Source organism: Yoonia rosea (assembly GCF_900156505.1).
GTDB lineage: Bacteria > Pseudomonadota > Alphaproteobacteria > Rhodobacterales > Rhodobacteraceae > Yoonia > Yoonia rosea.
Genome location: NZ_FTPR01000001.1, coordinates 1,891,649 through 1,909,438 on the forward strand (window position 1 = coordinate 1,891,649; position 17,790 = coordinate 1,909,438).

Genomic DNA, 17,790 nt, shown 5'->3' on the forward strand with positions numbered 1-17,790 from the left:
CATGAAGACTATAGTTCAACCGGAGGAAAGTCATGGCCGTAGAGTCCGATCTCGTCACCCAGATCGAAAACCTGGGTGAAAAGCTGGCGCAAGCCCGCACCAGCATTTCGGCGCGCTTTATCGGCCAGCCCCGTGTCGTGGACCTGACATTGACCGCACTGATCTGTGGCGGTCACGCCGTGCTGATCGGTCTGCCCGGTCTGGGCAAAACACGTCTCGTGGATACGCTTTCGACGGTGATGGGGCTGGATGGCAACCGGATCCAGTTTACACCCGATCTGATGCCCGCGGATATCTTGGGCTCGGAAGTGCTTGAAACGGCCAATGACGGATCGCGTGGCTTTCGCTTTATTGAAGGCCCGATCTTCTGTCAGTTGCTGATGGCCGATGAGATCAACCGCGCCTCACCACGCACGCAATCTGCCCTGCTGCAGGCGATGCAGGAAAAAGAAGTGACCATCGCGGGCGAGCACCGGCCTTTGGGTGTGCCGTTCCACGTGCTGGCCACGCAAAACCCGATTGAGCAGGAAGGCACCTACCCTCTCCCCGAAGCCCAGCTGGACCGCTTCTTGGTGCAGATTGATGTGCCCTACCCTGACCGCGCGACCGAAAAAGATATCCTGATCGCAACCACAGGTGTGGAAGACGCAAAATCGCAGGCCGTCTTTACCGCGCAGGAACTGCTGGATGCACAGAAACTGCTTCGCCGGATGCCTGTGGGTGACAATATCGTTGAAATGATCCTTGATCTGGTGCGCGCCTGCCGTCCGCAGGATGAAAACGCCCCCGATATCATCCGCCAGAATGTAAGCTGGGGTCCCGGCCCGCGCGCCGCACAGGCCCTGATGCTGACAGTCCGCGCGCAGGCGCTTCTGGAAGGCCGCCTTGCGCCGTCGGCTGAAGACGTGCGCGCCATGGCGGTTCCTGTCCTTGAACACCGGATGGCACTGTCCTTTGCAGCACGTGCGCGGGGCGAGAGCATCCATCACGTGATCAATAGCGTTGCAGACCAGATTACATCGGTGGCCTCTGCCGCATGACCACCCCTTTGACCCTAAGATCACAGGCAGAGGCGCTTGCCGCCCCGCTGCCACCGCTTCTTGCGGAGGCAGAGCACCTTGCTTCGACCGTGCTTTTGGGGGATCACGGCCGCCGTCGTGCGGGCACAGGGGACACATTCTGGCAATACCGGCCCGCACAGGCCCATGATGAGGCGCGCAGTATCGACTGGCGGCGCTCGGCCCGTTCGGACGCAAATTTCGTACAGGACAAAGAATGGCAGATCGCGCAGTCGATTATCCTCTGGGTCGATCAGGCGGCGTCGATGTCCTTCCGTTCGGATGACAACCTGCCGACCAAGGCCGCACGCGCGCGCACCCTGGGTCTGGCCTGCGCGATCTTGCTGATCCGTGGGGGTGAACGTGTTGGCCTCACCGGTCTGCGCCTTCCGCCGCGTCGGGGTGAAGCACAACTGATGCAGATGGCAGAGCTTTTGTCCCGCGAAGAAGAGACCGATTATGGCGCGCCTGAAGCGCAAGGGATGCTGCCCCACTCGCGCGCCCTCTTTGTCAGCGACTTTCTGGGTGACATCAATCCCATCGAGGAGGCCCTTCTGCGGGCCGCTGACCGCGGTGTTGGCGGTGCGCTATTACAGGTGCTCGATCCACAGGAAGAGGCGTTTCCGTTCGATGGGCGCACCATCTTTGAAAGCATGTCGGGCGCATTACGCCATGAAACGCTGAAAGCCGGCGATCTGAGGTCCCGCTATCTGGACCGGCTGGCCGAGCGCAAGGACCGCTTGCAGCAACTGGCGCGTATCACAGGGTGGCGGTTCCAGACGCACCACACCGGCGAAAGTGCGACAAACGCGCTCTTGTGGCTTTATGGCGCCTTGGAGCGTAACACCTGATGTGGTCGATCGGGTCCATAGGGTTTGCGGCACCTTGGTTGCTGCTGGGGCTGATTGCCCTGCCGATCTTGTGGATCCTGCTGCGTGCCGTGCCGCCAGCCCCGATCAAGCGTCGCTTTCCCGGCGTAGCGCTGCTGTTGGGCCTGACTGATGACGAAAACCAGACCGACCGCACCCCGTGGTGGCTGTTGTTGTTGCGCGTCTTGGCTGTCGCAGCGGCGATCATCGGTTTTGCCGGTCCGGTGCTCAATCCGCAGAACGCCCGCGAAGGCACCGGTGATCTGGTGATCCTACTGGATGGCTCTTGGGCGGGTGCGAATAACTGGCAAAGCCGGATCGACCGCGTGGACACCCTGCTTGTCGAAGCTGCGCTTGCCGACAGGCGCACAGCGGTCATCAATCTCAATGACCTTCCCGTGGGCGATGTTCCCTTTGCCGCCCCGAACGAGTGGCGCAACCGCATGCCCAATATCCTGCCGCAGCCGTGGCAACCCCGCGACGCCGCCGCATGGTTTGCGCAAAACGACGATCCGTTTGAGACATACTGGATTTCCGACGGGCTGGATTGGGACGGACGGAGCGATCTATTGGCAGAGCTGGAAACCCGCGGATCTGTCACTGTGTTCCAAACGCCCCGCCAGACCATCGGCCTGCGTCCCGCCCGCTTTGAAGACGGAGAGGTCATTGTGTCCGCAACCCGCACGCCAATAGGAAACCCGCTTGAAACCTCAATTACCGCGGTGGGGCTGGACCCTGCAGGTGTCGAACGCCAGTTGGTCACAGTTCCACTTATTTTCAACGCGGGAGAGCCCGTGGCGGAGACCGTCATGGTGCTGCCGCCCGAACTGCGCAACCGGATTACACGGTTTGAAGTCACAGGCACACGGTCTGCTGGTGCCGTGAGCCTGACCGATGATGCGCTGAAACGGCGCGAGGTTGCACTGATTGCAGGGCGCGATGATCGGGAAGGGCTCGAACTGTTGTCGCCGCTCTACTACCTGCGCGAGGCGCTTGAACCCACTGCCGATATCATCGACGGCACGCTTGAGGATATCCTGCTGGCCAACCCCGATGTCATCATCCTTGCGGATGTGGCAAGCCTTGCGGGCAGCGAAGGCGAGACGGTCCTTGAATGGGTCGAAAACGGCGGGATGTTGCTGCGCTTTGCCGGACCGCGGCTGGCCGCGTCCGATCAGGGGCGCAACCAGATTGATCCGCTCTTGCCCGTGCGCCTGCGTTCGGGCGGGCGGTCTGTCGGCGGCGCGATGAGCTGGGGTGAGCCCAAGACTTTGGCGCCGTTTTCGACGGAAAGCCCGTTTTTCGGACTGCCCATTCCCGATGATGTGACCGTCACCTCGCAGGTGATGGCTCAGCCTGACCCGACACTGGCCGAGCGCGTGATCGCGCAACTTTCAGACGGCACGCCTTTGGTAACACGCAACCTTGTGGGTGAGGGCCAGATCGTTCTGGTCCATGTCACCGCGAATGCGGAATGGTCGACACTGCCGCTGTCGGGGCTTTTTGTGCAAATGCTAGAACGGCTCGCGGTCTCGACACGCCCCACGAACCCCGATGAAACGGAACTGGCAGGCACCACCTGGCTGCCGAACGAAGTGATGGATGCCTATGGGCGGCTGGAGGATGGTAGCGCCTTGCCGGGTGTGGCCGGTGAGGTGTTGGCAGGGCGCGTACCCGGGCCCGACCTGCTGCCCGGTCTTTATACCGGTGCTGACCGTCAAATTGCGGTTAATGTGATCGACACCGAAACCGTCCTGAATGTGGCGCAATGGCCGGCCCGCATTGCGGTCGAAGGTATGCAGATTGTCCGTGAAACTGCTCTGAAAGGTTGGCTGCTGAGTGCGGCGGTTATGCTTTTGCTGATTGACGTCATTGCCTCGCTTGCTGTTGGCGGGCGCTTGCGCGGCCCGCGCGCCGATGTCGCCGCGGCCCTTGCTCTGCTTTTGATGTGGGCACCGGATGCACAGGCGCAATCGACGGATGACTTTGCCCTGCGCGCCACGTCCGAGGTGGTCTTGGGACATGTGCTGACGGGTGATACGGAAACCGACGAGATCGCAGAAGCAGGGCTTTTGGGCCTGTCACAAACGCTCTTCCGGCGCACCTCGATTGAGCCGGCCGCCCCGATTGGTGTGAATATTGAAACCGATGAACTCGCGTTTTTTCCGTTCCTCTACTGGCCCATCACAGCCGATCAACCGCTACCCAGCCGCGAGGCCTATGCGAAACTGAACCGCTATCTGCGCACCGGTGGTATGATCATGTTCGACACGCGCGACAGTGATAGTGCGCGCTTCGGCTCGGGCTCTCCCGAAGGACAAAAGTTGCAGGCGATTGCCCGCGCGCTGGATATCCCTGCTATCGAACGGATCCCACCTGATCACGTACTGACGCGAACCTTCTATCTGCTGCAGGATTTCCCCGGGCGCTACGCCAGCCGCGATGTCTGGGTTGAGGCCGCTCCCATCAACGCAGAACAAATCGAGGGCATGCCGTTCCGCAATCTCAACGATGGTGTGACGCCCGTCATCATTGGCGGCAATGACTGGGCGCGGGCCTGGGCAGTTGACAATAACGGACGCCGCATGTTCCCCGTCGGGCGCGGCATGTCGGGCGAGCGACAGCGCGAAATTGCGCTGCGGTTCGGCGTGAATGTGATCATGCATGTGCTGACCGGAAACTATAAGTCGGATCAGGTCCATGTGCCCGATCTGCTTGACAGGCTGGGGCAATGAGATGACAGGCACCTTGCTTCTTGATCCGCTGATCCCACTTCTGGCGCTCTATGCTATCGCCGTTTTGGTTGTCGTTGCCGTAGCGCTCGCCATCTGGCGGCGCCTGCCGGGCTGGTGGTTGCGCGGGCTGGCGGGGTTTGCTTTGCTGGCCGCGATTGCGAACCCCAGCATCCAGCAGGAAGACCGCGAACCGCTGAGCGACATTGTTTTGATGGTTGTGGATGAAAGCGCCAGCCAACGGATTGGCACGCGCCCCGAGCAGAACGCCCAAGCCATTGCCAATATCGAGGCTGAAATTGAACGCCAGCCCAACACCGAACTGCGCGAGGTGTCACTTGGCGACGGTGAAGGCGATCTTGGCACCACGCTCATGACGGCCGTGTCGCAGGCCTTGGCCGAAGAACCTCAGGCGCGTATCGCAGGCATTATCCTCGTTTCGGACGGCCGCTTGCACGACCTTGAACGCGCCCCTGCATTGCCTGCACCGCTCCATTTGCTGATGACCGGCGCGCCTGATGATTGGGATCGGCGGCTTGTCGTCCAGAACGCACCGGCCTTTGCGATCCTTGGCGAAGAAGTAAACCTGACCCTGCGCATCGAAGATCAGGGTGCCGCGCCAGAAACCGCATCCGTGCCGTTGTCGATTTCGATTGATGGGGAACCACCGCTGACGGTGCAGGTTCCGGTAGGTCAGGACATTCAATTGCCCATCACGCTGCCCCATGGCGGCATGAATGTGCTGCAATTTGAAATCCCCACCGCCGAGGGTGAACTGACCAACCGCAACAACGCATCCGTGGTCCAGATCAACGGTGTCCGCGACCGTCTGCGCGTTCTCTTGGTCTCGGGTGAACCGCACCCGGGTGAACGCACATGGCGCAACCTGCTCAAGTCTGACTCATCCGTCGATCTGGTGCATTTCACCATTCTGCGCCCCCCTGAAAAGCAGGATGGTGTGCCGGTCAACGAACTCTCGCTGATCGCCTTTCCGACGCGGGAATTGTTCCTTGAAAAGATCAACGACTTCGACCTGATCATCTTTGACCGCTACCGCCGTCGCGGCATTCTGCCCAGCGCCTATCTCGACAATATCCGCTCTTACGTCGAACAGGGTGGCGCGGTCCTGATTTCATCAGGTCCCGAATATGGTTCTGCTGAAAGCATCTATCGCTCGCCTTTGGGGCAGATCTTGCCGGGTGCGCCGACGGCACGTGTCTTTGAAGAAGGGTTTGTACCGCAGATCACCGATCTTGGTGCGCGCCATCCTGTGACCGAAGGTCTTGATGCGCTGTCACCGAACCCCGATGGCGATGGCCCGAGGTGGGGGCGGTGGTTCCGCTTGGTTGATGTGCTGGTCCCGCAAGAGGCCATGACCGTGATGTCTGGCCTAGATGAGCGCCCCCTGCTGACGCTGAACCGCGTCGGCGAGGGACGTGTGGCGCTGATGGCCTCGGATCATTCGTGGCTGTGGGATCGGGGCTATGAAGGTGGTGGACCACAGCTTGAACTGCTGCGGCGTCTGGCCCACTGGATGATGAAAGAACCCGAGCTTGAAGAAGAGGCGCTTTGGGTCGAACCCGCAGGGCAAACGATGCGCATCATCCGGCGCACGCTTGATCTGGATACCGGAGATGTCGTCGTCACCCATCCTGACGGGACCGAAACAACACTGCGGCTGGAAGAGGTGTCACCTGGCCGGTTTGAAACGCTGTGGAACGCGCCGGAAATCGGTCTCTACCGTCTGGACGATCGCGAAGAGACCGCCGTGATCGCCCTTGGCCCATCTGCCCCGCGCGAGTTTGAACAAACCATCGCCGATAGCACATTGCTGGCCCCGCTGATCGAGAGCACACGGGGCGGCATCATGCCGATCTCGGCCGGTGATATTGATATCCGCAGCGTGCGCGAAGGACGGCCTGCCGCCGGACGGGGCTGGATCGGGATCACTCCGCGCGAAGCCTTCCGGACCGCCGAAATCAGCATCACACCGCTCTTGCCGGCTTGGGCGTTCCTGCTTCTCGCTTCACTGTTGATGGTCGGCGCGTGGCTCAGAGAGGGGCGGCGCTAGGGTTATGTTTTCGACGGTGCTGAAACTGGCTGGCGCAATTATCCTCGTCTTGGTCACCCTAGTCGGCTGCCAGACGTTGCGTCATTCGGGTATCACACCGCTGCAAGACCCTGCACCGGACACGCTTCGGGTTGCGACATATAACGTCCATTACATTATCCTGTCGCGTGACACCGGCGCGTGGTCTTTGGCGGACTGGGACAGGCGCAAGACGCCGCTTGATCTGGCCTTCAAAGAAATGAACGCCGATGTAATCGGGTTTCAGGAAATGGAGAGCTTTGGCGGAGGTAATCAGGCCGACATCAACCTGACGCTGGATTGGTTGCTCCAGAATAATCCAGACTTTGCCGCCGCTGCTGTTGGTGATCCGTCAGTCTTTCCCTCTACCCAACCGATCCTGTATCGCAACGATCGTCTGCGGTTGCTTGATCAAGGCTGGTTCTTCTTTTCTGATACGCCAGACGTCATCTATTCACGCACCTTTAACGGCTCCTATCCTGCGTTCACCTCTTGGGCACAGTTTCGCGATCTTGCGACGGATGAGGTGTTTCGCGTCATCAATCTTCATACCGACTTTGGCAGCCGGTCCAACCGGATGCAGTCTGTCGAACTGGTCGCCGAACGGATCGCACCGTGGATTGCAGCCGAAGAAACCCTGTTTGTTGTGGGCGACTTCAATGCGCGCTTTGGCGACCCTGTGTTGGATGTTCTGGAAGAAACAGGCCTGGAATTTGCGCCTGTCGAAGGCGCCACCTATCATCTCAACTGGGGACTGAACCTTTTTGCAGCGATCGACCACATCGCGCATATTGGCGATGCCAGCCTTGCGACGGAACCCGTGGTCTTGCGGCAAAAGTTTGCTGGCGAATGGCCAACAGACCATTATCCGGTGATTGCGGACTACCGGTTGGGCGGGGCGCAGTCGCGGCGCTAGTTACCCAAGACAACCTCGAACAGATCGTCGGACCACCCATCCACATTGCAGCGCGCACGGACATATACCACCGTCGCCCCTTGCGGAATGATGACGCCTGACAAGGCACGCGTGAAGGGCTGTTCAGTCACATGCGGGTGCAGCAATTCGCGGATACCAAGACTGTTGCCATCAGCATCCAGCACCTCCCATGCGTCGGCATAATGATCCCAGCCCGTGTCCGGATGCGCGAGCGTGACACTAAAGCGGTCCCCGCTGACAGTGACGTTTTCTATCACAGGGCTATCGGCAAGCGCAGGTCCCGTGATGAGCGCGAAGAGGAATGAATACTTCATGCATCATCTTGTAGCAGGATCTGGCGCGGCAGGGATGCAAATTCCCGTGACCACACAATCCAGACCACAGCAACCGTGGCGATGATCAATGCAACCGCCCCCAACAGCCAGGCCAATGCACCCAAGGCGAAATACATCGTGCGTAGCCCGCGATTGAAGTTCATCGCCGCCCGAATGTTCAACTCTGCCGCCTGCGCCGCACGCGGATAGGCCAGCGGATGGTCAGGGTCATTCGGGACTGACGCCATAAGAACGGCGCAATAGCCAAAGATGCGATTAGACCAGACGAATTTCAGGAACGCATTGGTCAAGAACAACGCCACCAACGCCAGTTTGATCTGAAAGATCAAAACAGGCACAGCCATATCTGTCACTTCAGCAGCCACGCCACGCAAAGGCTCGGTATTGCCAACCAGAGCAAGCACACCGCCGATGGACAGCAGGCAGCTCGATGCAAAAAACGCAGTGCCTTGGCGCAAGCTGCCCAAAATCTGGCTGTCAAAGATACGCGGGTCGCGGGTGACCATCACCTTCATCCAGTCGCGCCTGCGCTCTGACATCAAAACGGTGACCGAAGGATGCTTTGCGCGCGGATGTTCGATCATCCAGCCAAGCAAGAGCCAAGACAGCACCAGAAGACCTGCTGCAGTCCAATCGAGTGCACTCAAAAGTGTCATGTGGTCCAGTATGCGCATCGAAAGAAACCTATCCTCTTGTCTTCAGCCTTGCTATATCTCAGAATTGGTAATATCTTTTTACCAATCATATGATCAGGGAGTCGCCTCATGCAAATGCCACAACCCAGCGCCAGCGTCATTGGCCGCAAAGATCATATTGTGGCACGGCTATCCGAGGTACTGCCCCGTGATGCTGTTATCTCGGATGAAAGTGAAACACGAGCCTATGAGTGTGACGCGCTGACGGCTTATAAGTGTCCGCCGCTTTGCGCCGTGCTCCCCGCCACTACCAAAGAAGTGTCGGATGTCTTGCGCATCTGTCACGAAATGGGCGTGCCCGTTGTCCCGCGCGGGTCGGGTACTTCGCTGGCCGGTGGCGCTCTGCCGACTGCCGATTGCGTGATCCTTGGCGTGGCCAAGATGAACGGCGTGATCGAAACCAATTACGATGACCGCTACATCCGCGTACAAACAGGGCGCACGAACCTGTCGGTGACCGGCGCAGTTGAGGCCGACGGGTTCTTTTACGCCCCCGACCCGTCCAGCCAGTTGGCCTGTGCCATTGCGGGCAATATCGCGATGAACTCCGGCGGTGCGCATTGTCTGAAATACGGTGTGACCACGAACAACCTGATGGGTGTGACGATGGTACTGATGGATGGCACCGTGGTCGAAATCGGTGGCGCGCATCTTGATGCGGGCGGGCTAGACCTTTTGGGTGTGATCTGCGGGTCCGAAGGCCAGCTTGGTGTTGTAACCGAGGCCACCTTGCGCATCCTGCACAAACCCGAAGGCGCGCGCCCTGTTCTGATGGGCTATGACAATTCCGAAGTGGCCGGACAGGTTGTCACCGATATCATCAAGGCCGGCATCCTGCCTGTCGCAATCGAATTCATGGACCGCCCCTGTATCGAAGCAACCGAAGCTTTCGCCAAAGCAGGCTATCCCATGTGCGAGGCGCTTTTGATTGTCGAGGTCGAAGGATCAGACGCGGAAATCGACGCGCAACTCAAACTGATCATGGAGATCGCCAGCAAACATAACCCCGTTGAATTGCGCGAAGCCAAAGATGCAGATGAGGCAGGCCGCATCTGGCTTGGCCGTAAATCCGCCTTTGGCGCGATGGGGCAAATCAACGATTACATGTGCCTTGATGGTACGATCCCTGTCTCGTCGCTGCCTTTCGTGTTGAAACGCATTGGCGAGATGTCGAAGGAATTCGGCCTTGATGTTGGCAATGTCTTTCACGCAGGCGATGGCAATATGCACCCGCTCATCCTGTTCGATGCCAACAAACCCGGCGATCTTGAGCTTTGTGAGGAATTCGGCGCTGAAATTCTGAAACTCTGCGTCGAAGTGGGCGGTTGCCTGACAGGCGAACACGGTGTGGGCATCGAAAAGCGTGATCTGATGAATGTGCAATTCGCCCCTGCCGATCTAGAGGCGCAGATGTGGGTCAAAGACATCTTTGATCCCGCATGGCTGTTGAACGCCGCCAAAGTGTTTCCGCTGGATACATCACAACCCCGCCGCGCGGCCTAACACGTTCAGATCATAAGTAGAGTATCATGCAGCCCAAAACCGAAGAAGACCTGTCCCAGATGATCATAGGGGCCAATGGCCCCTTGCGGATCACCGGCGGCGGCACACGCCCCATCGGACATTGCGATGGCGTAGAGCTCAGCACCGCCGCCCTGCGTGGCATCAGCCTTTATGAACCGGGCGCTTTGACAATTGTTGCTGGCGCAGGCACGCCGATTGCCGAGATTGAAGAAACCCTTGCAGCCGAAAACCAGCGCCTTGCGTTTGAACCAATGGATCACCGCGCGCTTTTGGGGACCAAAGGCACGCCAACGCTGGGCGGCATGGCCGCTGCCAATGTATCAGGGCCGCGCCGCATTTCGGTGGGTGCCTGCCGCGATTTCATGCTGGGCGTGCGCTTTGTTGACGGCCAAGGCACAATCATCAAAAACGGCGGCCGCGTCATGAAGAACGTCACAGGCTATGATCTGGTCAAGCTGTTGGCGGGTTCTTACGGCACTTTGGGCGTGCTGACCGAAGTGTCGCTCAAGGTGCTGCCAAATGTCGAAACCACCGCGACACTACGTCTGCATGGGCTGACAGACAGACAAGCGGTACAGGCGCTGTCAGCGGCACTGGGGTCTCCTTTTGAGGCGACAGGGGCTGCGCATTTACCCAAAGGACCCGATGGCGAACCGGTAACGATGCTGCGTATTGAAGGGTTTGAGACCTCGGTCAACTATCGTGCCGGCAAGCTGCAGGAGTTGCTTAAACCCTACGGCGCTGTTGATGTGGCAATGGGTGACACGGATGCGTGGACGGCGGTTCGCGATGTGACCGCTTTCGCCGATCAACCGGGCAATGTCTGGCGCATTTCGGCCAAACCCTCTGCCGCGCCGGACTTAGTGGCCAAACTGGACGCAACAGCTGTGCAATACGACTGGGGCGGCGGATTGATCTGGGCGCTGGCCGATGAAGGCCGCGACCTGCGCGCAGCCTTGGGCGATTTCGACGGTCACGCCACGCTGATCCGCGGTCATGCCGATGTACCGGCCTTTCACCCCGAAGTGCCTGCGCTTGCCACGCTCACCAAAGGCCTGCGCGCCAAATTCGACCCACGCGGCATTCTGAACCACGGGATCATGACCTGATGCAAACCACATTCACCCCCGAACAGCTGACCGATCCCGCGATCAAGCGCTCCAACGAAATCCTGCGCTCTTGCGTCCACTGCGGGTTTTGCACCGCGACTTGCCCGACCTATCAGGTGCTGGGTGATGAACTCGACAGCCCGCGCGGACGAATTTATCTGATCAAGGATATGCTCGAGAATGAGCGCAAGCCCGATGCAAAGACCGTCAAGCACATCGATCGCTGTCTGTCTTGCCTTGCTTGTATGACAACCTGTCCGTCGGGTGTGCATTACATGCATCTTGTCGATCATGCGCGTGCCTATATCGAGAAAAACTATGACCGCCCGTGGTCTGACCGGGCCTTGCGCTGGGTGCTGGCGCGTATTCTGCCCTATCCGATGCGCTTTCGTGTGGCCCTGTTGGGGGCAAAAATCGGACGCCCCTTTGCACGGCTGATGCCCGATGCGCGGCTGCGCGCGATGCTTGAAATGGCACCAAAGACGATCCCGCCCGTCAGTCGCAATGATGACCCGCAAACATTCCCCGCCAAGGACAAAAAGATGCGCGTGGCCTTGATGACGGGCTGTGCGCAAAAGGCGTTGAACACAGATATCAACGACGCAACAATCCGTCTGCTGACACGGCTCGGGGCCGAGGTCGTGGTGGCCGAAGGTGCGGGATGCTGTGGCGCGCTGACCCACCACATGGGCAAAGAAGACGAAAGCCACAGTGCGGCGGCCAAAAACATCCGCGCGTGGGTCAAGGAAATGGATAGTGACGGGCTTGATGCCATCGTGATCAATACGTCGGGCTGTGGCACGACGGTCAAGGATTACGGGCATATGTTCCGCAATGATCCGCTGGCCAAAGACGCCGCGCGCGTGTCCGCCATTGCTATGGATGTATCCGAGGTTCTGATGAAACTGGACCTGCCCCAAGGTGACGACAAAGGCACCAAGGTTGCCTATCACGCCGCCTGTTCACTGCAGCACGGCCAGCAGATCAAAACCTATCCCAAGGAATTGCTAAAAAAGGCCGGCTTTACCGTGCTGGAACCTGCCGACAGCCACCTTTGCTGTGGCTCGGCGGGGACTTACAACCTGATGCAGCCTGAAATCTCGAAGCAGCTGAAGGCGCGTAAAGTGCAGACCTTGGAGGCACTGACACCGGATATTATCTCTGCCGGTAATATTGGATGCATGATGCAGATCGGCAGCGGCACGGACGTGCCGATCGTGCATACGGTCGAGCTTCTGGATTGGGCGACAGGCGGACCGCAACCGCCAGCCCTGACCGCTCCTGGAAAAAAAGAACCCCAAGTGCCGATCTTGCGCTGATGTCATATTCCTGCCCTATCTATCAGTGACAAATATCTGATGATACGGACAGGCATGATACGGCATCTTCTCGTCTCAGTGATCCTCGGGGTCGCAACGACGCTTGCAGCGCAGGCGCAAGACGCAGGTCTTGTGACACTCCAGACGCGTCAGGATAGCCAAGGCTGGGAAGCCGTCGGGCGGCTTGATATCCGTGGCAAGGGGTTCTGTACGGCAGCATTGATCCGCGACCGCCTGATCCTGACAGCGGCACACTGCCTTTATGATCTGGATGGCTCTCTGGTGTCGCCGGAGCGTTTTTCTTTTCAGGCGGGGCTTCGTGACGGACGGGCACAGGCGACCCGTGCTGTGACCAGGGCCGTCGCACACCCCGACTATTCCCATAGCGGCGATGCAACAGATACCAGCGGTGTCGCCATTGATATCGCCGTTCTGGAACTGGACCGGCCAATCCGCAACACGCGCATCCTGCCTTATGCGATTGCCCAGCGCCCGATAACGGGGGATCAGGTTGGCGTTGTTTCCTACGGGCGCGGTCGCGAAGATGCACCAAGCCTGCAACAGGTCTGCGATGTGCTCGGACGGCAGACCGGTGTGATCGTGATGACCTGCGATGTGGAATACGGCTCAAGCGGGTCACCGGTATTCATGATGAACGATGGCGAGACACGGATTGCCTCGGTGGTTTCGGCCATGGCGCAAATCAACGGGCAGAAAGTATCGCTTGGCACCTCGCTCGAAGGGCCGCTGAATGTTTTGCTAAACCATTTTGCAACGCTTGGCCCCGCACGTAGCGGGGGTGTGCAACGGCTTATGCCGGGCGGCACACGCAACGATACGGGTGCAAAATTCGTCCAGCCCTGAGCCTCTTGAAAGCGAAAACATCCACCCCCACATAATCCGTATCGGGATGCCAATGATGGGTCCCGCACAACCGGCCTGTCCCCAATGGGAAGGTCAAAACATTGTTATCGCTTAAGAAAAGGATGACCCAAATGCGTGCATTTGATCTGACACCCCTCTACCGTGCCACCGTTGGCTTTGACCAAATCGCCGATCTGATGGATCGCGCCCTTACCAGTGATGTCGGCCAGAACACCTATCCCCCATACAACATCGAGAAAACCGATGATGACGCATGGCGTATCTCGATCGCCGTGGCCGGTTTTTCCGATGATGACCTCGCGATTGAGGTCAAAGACCGTGCACTTCTTGTCACAGGCCGCAAAGCCTCGGATGACAGCGAACGCAACTACCTGCACCGTGGCATTGCTACCCGCGCATTCGAACGTCGCTTCCATCTGGCCGACCACGTGCGCGTGACCGGTGCGAGCCATGAGAACGGCATGCTCAACATTGATCTGGTCCGCGAAGTGCCCGAGGCGCTGAAACCGCGCCGGATCGAGATTACGTCTGAAGCGAAGAAAGACGCCAATCTGGTTGAGGCAAAGTCGGTGAACTAAGCCGACAAGACACAATCACCGCGACGCGCTACCTTTACGGGTGGCGCGTTTTTTGTTTCGCGACCGCAATGTCAGCATCGAGCCCAAAGCGGACCTGATATGAGATGCGCCAACTAGCTGATTGGATGCAGCCCAGTACTAATGTAGAAACAAAGGCAAACTTGAACCTCGGTACCTTCGTGTAAGGAAACAAATTTGAGCATACCTCTAGATTTAAAATCCGCCGACTTCTTGGCGCTAAGACGAGAAAATCAGCACATACTTTCTAATCTCGCGAAAAATGGTTTAGACCTTTCAAGAGAGGTGGAAATCGAGTTTGAGTGCCAATTTTCAACTAAGTCCAAGGCAGTAGCGGCGAGAACTAAGATGCGCAGCTTGGGGTCATTGCCAGCAGAAGGCCTCTATATGATTGCACATCGCACCTCGGGCAAAGATCTTTGCAGCCTTCTTGTTTGTGTCCCAATGATTCCTGATGTTCAGCTTATCTCTGAGTTAGAAGCCCGACTTAGATTTGTTGGTGATCTGTGCGGTGGAAATGTTTCTGGATGGGAATTTCCAGAAGCATAGCTCGCCTAAAGTAAACGACTTTGCGAGCGGCAACAAAGTCCGCATAGCCGCCGCCCACTGTTGACAAAGCTGCGACCGAGAACAAGTGTTTAACATTCTCTGAGCACGAGAACACTGGAATATGGCTGGGCTTTTGCAACGGTAGCCAACGGCAGCTTCGTCTGCATAGCGGACATTCAAGACTCGCCCACCGATCCGTTTAATGCGCCTCGGCCCAGTTCGCACCCTGCCCTGCATCCACGGCCAGTTTCACGTCCAGTTTCGCCGCAGGATCGCTTGCGTTCTCCATCACGTCACGCGCGGCATCGATCAGATCACCAGCGGCCTCTTCATTGACCTCGAAAATCAGTTCATCGTGGACCTGTAGCAGCATCTTGGCGGGAAGCCCCTCGATCGCCGCAGGCATCCGGATCATCGCGCGCCGGATCACATCTGCCGCCGTGCCTTGGATCGGCGCGTTGATCGCGGCGCGTTTGGCAAAGCCCGCTTGCGGCCCTTTGGCGTTGATCTCGGGCGTGTTGATCTTGCGCCCGAAGAGCGTCTGCACATAGCTGTGCTCTTTGGCGAAAGCGACGGTGTCATCCATGTATTTCCGGATGCCCGGGAAGCGTTCGAAATAGCGGTCGATGAACCCCTGCGCCTCGCCCCGCGGGATGCGCAAGTTGCGCGCAAGGCCAAAGCCCGAAATGCCGTAGATCACGCCAAAGTTGATCGCCTTGGCCTGCCTGCGCACATCCGGCGTCATCTCGTCCAGCGGCACATCGAACATCTCGGACGCGGTCATCGCGTGAATGTCGATCCCGTCCAGAAACGCCTGTTTCAGCGCATCAATCCCCGCGATATGCGCCAGAATACGCAGTTCGATCTGGGAATAATCGAGGCTGACAATCACCTTGCCGGGTTCGGCGACAAAGGCCTCGCGAATGCGCCGCCCTTCCTCGGACCGCACCGGAATGTTCTGCAAATTCGGATCGGTCGAGGCCAGTCGCCCCGTGTTCGCGCCCGCAATCGAATAGGACGTATGCACGCGCCCCGTGTCCTTGTTGATATGCTCTTGCAGGGCGTCCGTATAGGTCGATTTCAGCTTCGACAGTTGCCGCCAGTCGAGAATGCGGCGCGGCAAGTCGTGCAATGTGGCAAGGTCTTCAAGAACATCGGCGCCGGTGGAATAGGCACCTGTCTTGCCGGTTGACGGCTTCTTGCCATCGGGCATTTCCAGCCCCATTTCGTCGAACAGGATTTCGCCCAACTGCTTGGGCGAACCGACGTTAAAGGGCCGCCCTGCCATTTCCTGAATTTCCGCCTCAAGCCCCGCCATTTTCTGGGCAAATGCATTCGACATCCGGCTGAGCGTATCGCGATCAACCTTGATGCCGTTCCGCTCCATCTGGGCCAGCACCGGCACCAGCGGGCGTTCCATCGTTTCATAGACGGTTGTGACGCGGTTCACATGCAGTTGCGGCTTGAACTGTTGCCACAGACGCAGGGTGATATCGGCATCTTCTGCGGCGTATCTCACCGCGTCATCAACGGGCACACGATCAAAAGTGATCGCGGATTTACCGCTGCCCAACAAGGGTTTGATCGGGATCGGCGTATGCCCCAGATACCGTTCGGACAAGGTATCCATACCATGGTTATGCAGCCCCGCATTCATCGCATAGGACATGAGCATGGTGTCATCTATCGGAGCGACAGTGATATCAAGACGGGCAAAAATCTTGGTGTCGTACTTCATGTTCTGCCCGATTTTGATGACCGCTGGGTCCTCAAGCACAGGTTTGAGCATCGCCAGACACTCGGCCATATCCATCTGCCCGTCGGCCATATCATCCGATCCAAACAGATCATCCGATGACGCGGATTTATGGGTCAGCGGGATATAACAGGCCTGACCCGCCGCGACAGACAGCGAGATGCCGACAAGATCGGCAGTCATATCATTCAAGCCAGTGGTTTCGGTGTCGACGGCCACATAGCCCCGTTCACGAATACGGTCGATCCAGACCTGCAGGGCCGCCGCATCGCGCACACATTCATAGGCGTCCGCGTCAAAGCCAACCTGTTCAGGTGTCGCCACTTCGGTCGCGGCTGGGGCCGAGGCCTCGATCACGGGGGCTTCAACGCCCAGCTTTTCAGCAATGCGTTTCGTGACCGTGCGGAATTCCATTTCGGCAAGGAACCCCATCAGAACCTCTGGATCAGGATCGCGCACCTCGAGATCATCCAGCCCGAAATCCAGCTTCATATCACAATCAAGCTGCACGAGCTTCTTGGACATCTCAATTTGCGCGCGGTTCTCGATCAGCGTTTCGCGCCGCTTGGGCTGTTTGATCTCTTCTGCGCGGTCTAGCAGGCTTTCCAGATCACCATATTCATTGATCAAAAGCGCCGCTGTCTTGATCCCGATCCCCGGCGCACCCGGCACGTTATCAACACTATCGCCGGCCAGCGCCTGCACATCAACCACGCGGTCAGGGCCCACGCCAAACTTTTCAACGACGCCTTCGCTGTCGATGCGCTTGTTCTTCATCGGATCAAGCATTTCTACGCCGTCACCGACCAACTGCATCAGGTCCTTATCGGACGATACAATCGTCACACGTCCACCGGCATCGCGGGCCTGATGGGCAAGGGTGGCGATAATGTCGTCGGCCTCGAACCCTTCCATCTCCTCGCAGGCGATATTGAAAGCCTTGGTCGCCACACGCGTCAGGGGGATTTGCGGGCGCAGATCCTCGGGCATCGCCTCACGGTTGGCCTTGTACTGGTCGTACATATCGTTGCGGAATGTATGACTGCCCTTGTCGAAAATCACGGCGACATGGGTGGCAGCATCAGCGCCATTATTCCCGTCAACATAGCGTTGCAGCATGTTGACGAAACCGCTGACCGCACCAACGGGCAGGCCATCGGATTTGCGTGTGAGGGGCGGAAGCGCATGATAGGCGCGGAAAATGAAGGCAGAGCCGTCAATCAGATGCAGGTGACAGCCTTTGCCGAATTTCGTTTCCATCGTTTCATCCCCTCATGTCTTGGGCGCAGATGTGCCATGATACGCATCATGGTTCCAGTGACCATCTGCCTTACAGC

14 protein-coding genes are annotated in these 17,790 nt (G+C 58.5%); 11 read left to right on the forward strand and 3 right to left on the reverse strand.

Annotated elements, in window-relative coordinates; all coding sequences use genetic code 11:
- The first annotated feature begins 32 nt into the window (after positions 1–32).
- The 5 genes from B0B09_RS09425 to B0B09_RS09445 are packed head-to-tail and all read left to right on the forward strand — an operon-like array spanning position 33 to position 7,664.
- On the forward strand, positions 33–1,040 hold the full coding sequence (locus B0B09_RS09425) for an AAA family ATPase (protein ID WP_076659339.1): 1,008 nt from the start codon (positions 33–35) through the stop codon (positions 1,038–1,040).
- Positions 1,037–1,909, forward strand: coding sequence for a DUF58 domain-containing protein (locus B0B09_RS09430; RefSeq protein ID WP_076659340.1), 873 nt, complete (start codon positions 1,037–1,039; stop codon positions 1,907–1,909). The genes B0B09_RS09425 and B0B09_RS09430 overlap by 4 nt, the downstream gene beginning before the upstream one ends.
- Positions 1,909–4,662 (forward strand): DUF4159 domain-containing protein, encoded by a 2,754-nt coding sequence (locus tag B0B09_RS09435; protein ID WP_076659341.1) that lies wholly within the window; start codon positions 1,909–1,911, stop codon positions 4,660–4,662. Before B0B09_RS09430 ends, B0B09_RS09435 begins: the two co-directional genes overlap by 1 nt.
- Before the next feature lies 1 nt (position 4,663).
- Positions 4,664–6,730, forward strand: a complete 2,067-nt coding sequence (locus B0B09_RS09440; RefSeq protein ID WP_076659342.1) for a hypothetical protein — start codon at positions 4,664–4,666, stop codon at positions 6,728–6,730.
- Positions 6,731–6,734: 4 nt separating this feature from the next.
- The gene (locus B0B09_RS09445) at positions 6,735–7,664 is read left to right on the forward strand and encodes an endonuclease/exonuclease/phosphatase family protein (RefSeq protein WP_076659343.1); all 930 of its coding nucleotides are present in this window, start codon (positions 6,735–6,737) and stop codon (positions 7,662–7,664) included.
- Here B0B09_RS09445 and B0B09_RS09450 read toward each other — a convergent pair.
- Entirely contained in the window at positions 7,661–7,999 is a 339-nt protein-coding gene (locus B0B09_RS09450) for a hypothetical protein (protein WP_076659344.1), read from the reverse strand. The genes B0B09_RS09445 and B0B09_RS09450 overlap by 4 nt on opposite strands.
- Positions 7,996–8,694 carry a DUF599 domain-containing protein gene (locus B0B09_RS09455; protein ID WP_076659345.1) on the reverse strand — a complete coding sequence of 233 codons (699 nt, stop codon included), beginning with the start codon at positions 8,692–8,694 and terminating at the stop codon, positions 7,996–7,998. The genes B0B09_RS09450 and B0B09_RS09455 overlap by 4 nt, the downstream gene beginning before the upstream one ends.
- Positions 8,695–8,784: 90 nt before the next feature.
- Here B0B09_RS09455 and B0B09_RS09460 point away from each other — a divergent pair, with 90 nt between their 5' ends.
- From B0B09_RS09460 to B0B09_RS09485, 6 genes are all read left to right on the forward strand, one after another.
- Positions 8,785–10,218, forward strand: coding sequence for an FAD-linked oxidase C-terminal domain-containing protein (locus tag B0B09_RS09460; protein WP_076659346.1), 1,434 nt, complete (start codon positions 8,785–8,787; stop codon positions 10,216–10,218).
- Between the two features lie 26 nt (positions 10,219–10,244).
- Entirely contained in the window at positions 10,245–11,348 is a 1,104-nt protein-coding gene (locus B0B09_RS09465) for an FAD-binding protein (protein WP_076659347.1), read from the forward strand.
- Positions 11,348–12,667 carry a glycolate oxidase subunit GlcF gene (gene glcF, locus B0B09_RS09470; protein ID WP_076659348.1) on the forward strand — a complete coding sequence of 440 codons (1,320 nt, stop codon included), beginning with the start codon at positions 11,348–11,350 and terminating at the stop codon, positions 12,665–12,667. Before B0B09_RS09465 ends, glcF begins: the two co-directional genes overlap by 1 nt.
- A gap of 54 nt (positions 12,668–12,721) precedes the next feature.
- Entirely contained in the window at positions 12,722–13,531 is an 810-nt protein-coding gene (locus B0B09_RS09475) for a trypsin-like serine peptidase (RefSeq protein ID WP_076659349.1), read from the forward strand.
- A 131-nt stretch (positions 13,532–13,662) separates the two neighbouring features.
- Complete coding sequence (locus tag B0B09_RS09480) at positions 13,663–14,130, forward strand: Hsp20 family protein (protein WP_076659350.1); 468 nt, start codon at positions 13,663–13,665, stop codon at positions 14,128–14,130.
- Positions 14,131–14,325: 195 nt separating this feature from the next.
- Positions 14,326–14,697 carry a ribonuclease E inhibitor RraB gene (locus B0B09_RS09485; RefSeq protein WP_076659351.1) on the forward strand — a complete coding sequence of 124 codons (372 nt, stop codon included), beginning with the start codon at positions 14,326–14,328 and terminating at the stop codon, positions 14,695–14,697.
- 199 nt (positions 14,698–14,896) lie between these two features.
- Here the strand turns inward: B0B09_RS09485 and polA are convergent, their stop codons facing one another.
- The gene (polA, locus tag B0B09_RS09490; protein WP_076659352.1) at positions 14,897–17,713 is read right to left on the reverse strand and encodes a DNA polymerase I; all 2,817 of its coding nucleotides are present in this window, start codon (positions 17,711–17,713) and stop codon (positions 14,897–14,899) included.
- Positions 17,714–17,790 lie beyond the last annotated feature (77 nt).